Raw genomic sequence first — 2,304 nt, forward strand, 5'->3', positions numbered from 1 at the left:
TGTCCGCGCATGCGCCGCGTCTGCCACTGAGCGGCGGCCTGCCCGACGACGCATTCATTCACGACGGCCAGTTGACCAAGCGCGATATCCGCGCGATCACGCTCGCGCGCCTCGCGCCGGCGCCCGGCGAATTGCTGTGGGACGTCGGCGCGGGCAGCGGCTCGATCGGCATCGAGTGGATGCGCGCGCATCCGGCCTGCGGCGCGATTGCGATCGAAGCGCACGAGATGCGCCAGGGCTTTATCGAGCGGAATCGCGATGCGCTCGGCGTGCCGGCGCTGCAACTCGTGGCCGGCCGCGCGCCCGCCGCGTTGCAGGGGCTGCCCGCGCCGCATGCGGTATTTATCGGCGGCGGCGTGAGCGAGCCCGGTGTGCTCGACACCTGCTGGGCGAGTCTGCGCAACGGCGGCCGGCTCGTCGCCAATGCGGTCACGCTGCAAGGCGAGGCGGCGCTCGTCGCATGGCGCGAGCAGCATGGCGGCACGCTCACGCGTATCGCGCTCGCGCAGGCGCAACCGCTCGGCGGTTTCGACACGTGGCGCCAGGCGTTGCCGATCACGCTGCTCGAAGCGACGAAGCCGGCCGATGCGTCGCCGGATAACCGGTCGGCCGATTCGTGATGCGCGACGAGACTCCCGAACAGCCGGCGCCGCTGCGCAGCGGCTACACGACCGGTAGCTGCGCGACGGCGACCTCGCTCGCGGCGGCGCGGTTGCTGCTTGCGGGCGTGGTCAGCGAGGTCGCCGAGATCGTGCTGCCGAAGGGCCAGCATGTACCGATGCGGCTCGTGTTTTGCCGGTTCGTGGCGCGGGGCGATGAGGGCGGGACGCAGGACAGCGGGTTAACGGGCACGCATGGCAACGAACATGACAATGAACAAGCGGGTGTGCAAATAAACCCGCAAGCAAGCCCGCACAGCGGACGGATCGCCGAAGCCGGCACGATCAAGGACGCCGGCGACGATCCCGACGTGACCCACGGCGCGGTCGTCTTCGCGCGCGTGCGCCTCGTGCCCGAGCCCGGTGTGATTTTTCGCGCGGGGCCCGGCGTCGGCACGGTCACGCGCGCGGGGCTCACGCTGCCGGTCGGCGAACCGGCGATCAACCCGGTGCCGCGCCAGATGATGACGCGGCATCTGAGCGAACTCGCCGCGCAGCACGCGTACCGCGGCGGCTTCGAGGTGACGGTCGGCGTCGAGGGCGGCGAAGAACTGGCGCTGAAAACGATGAACCCGCGCCTCGGCATTCTCGGCGGGTTGTCGATTCTCGGTACGACCGGCATCGTGCGGCCGTTTTCGTGCTCGGCGTATATCGCGTCGATCCATCAGGGCATCGACGTCGCGCGCGCGAACGGCTACACGCATCTCGCCGCCTGCACCGGCAACGCGAGCGAGGACGCGATGCGCGCGCACTACGGCCTGCCCGATATCGCGCTGATCGAAATGGGCGATTTCGTGGGCGCGGTGCTAAAGCATATGAAGCGCGCGCCGGTCGAGCGGCTCAGCATCTGCGGCGGCTTCGGCAAGCTCAGCAAGCTCGCGGCGGGCCATCTCGATCTGCATAGCCGTAATTCGAGCATCGACCTCGAACAGCTTGCGGCATGGGCCGCCGCGCATGGCGCCGACGCCGCGCTGCAAGCCGCGATGCGCGCGGCCAACACGAGCCAGCAGGCGCTCGCGCTAGCGCATGCGCAGCAGGTGCCGCTCGGCGATATCGTCTGCGCGCGCGCGTTGGCCGTCGCGCGTGAGATCGTGCCGCCGCAGGTCGGCGTCGAGACGTTTGCGATCGATCGCCAGGGCAAGCTGGTCGGAGCCGCGCGATGATGCGGGTTCTGCTGCTCGGCGGCACCGGCGACGCGCTGAAGATCGCGCGCCGGCTCGGCCCCACGCACGTGTACAGTCTCGCGGGTCTCGGCAAGGTGCCCGACGATTTGCAGTGCGCGGTGCGCGTCGGCGGTTTCGGCGGTGCCGACGGCCTCGCGCGTTACCTCGAAAGCGAACGGATCGGGCTCGTGATCGACGCGACCCATCCGTACGCGGCGCAAATCAGCGCCAACGCGGCGCAGGCGAGCCGCGCGGCGCACGTGCCGTGCTGTGCGCTGCGCCGTCCGGCGTGGCAGCCGCCATCCGGCGACGACTGGCGCATCGTCGGCCACTGGCACCGACCGCCCTCGGCGCTCCCGCCGTTCACGCGGCCGCTCTTCCCTCTCGTGCGCGATCCGCTCGCGTTTCCCGACGAAATTCCGCCGCGTCCGTTCTGCACCGTGCGCCTCCCCTCCTCGCACCCGCACACGGCGACCTGTCTA

Annotated in this window: 3 protein-coding genes; all 3 read left to right on the top strand. The window is 70.4% G+C overall.

The annotated features are described in order from the left end of the window. Positions 1–620: precorrin-6Y C5,15-methyltransferase (decarboxylating) subunit CbiT (gene cbiT / locus GXB81_RS30855; RefSeq protein ID WP_205991194.1), on the top strand; the 620-nt coding region annotated here is incomplete at its 5' end. After that, the gene (locus tag GXB81_RS30860; protein WP_167041780.1) at positions 620–1,822 is read left to right on the top strand and encodes a cobalt-precorrin-5B (C(1))-methyltransferase; all 1,203 of its coding nucleotides are present in this window, start codon (positions 620–622) and stop codon (positions 1,820–1,822) included. The genes cbiT and GXB81_RS30860, both read left to right, overlap by 1 nt. Next, the coding region (locus tag GXB81_RS30865) for a precorrin-6A/cobalt-precorrin-6A reductase (RefSeq protein ID WP_205991195.1) at positions 1,819–2,304 on the top strand (486 nt) is incomplete at its 3' end. The genes GXB81_RS30860 and GXB81_RS30865, both read left to right, overlap by 4 nt.

Origin of the sequence: Paraburkholderia sp. Ac-20336, from assembly GCF_017105025.1 — a bacterium.
Lineage (GTDB): Bacteria > Pseudomonadota > Gammaproteobacteria > Burkholderiales > Burkholderiaceae > Paraburkholderia.

Coding starts and splice junctions, on each gene's coding strand:
- GXB81_RS30860 (WP_167041780.1), top strand. CDS start 620: ATGCGCGACGAGACTCCCGAACAGCCGGCGCCGCTGCGCAGCGGCTAC.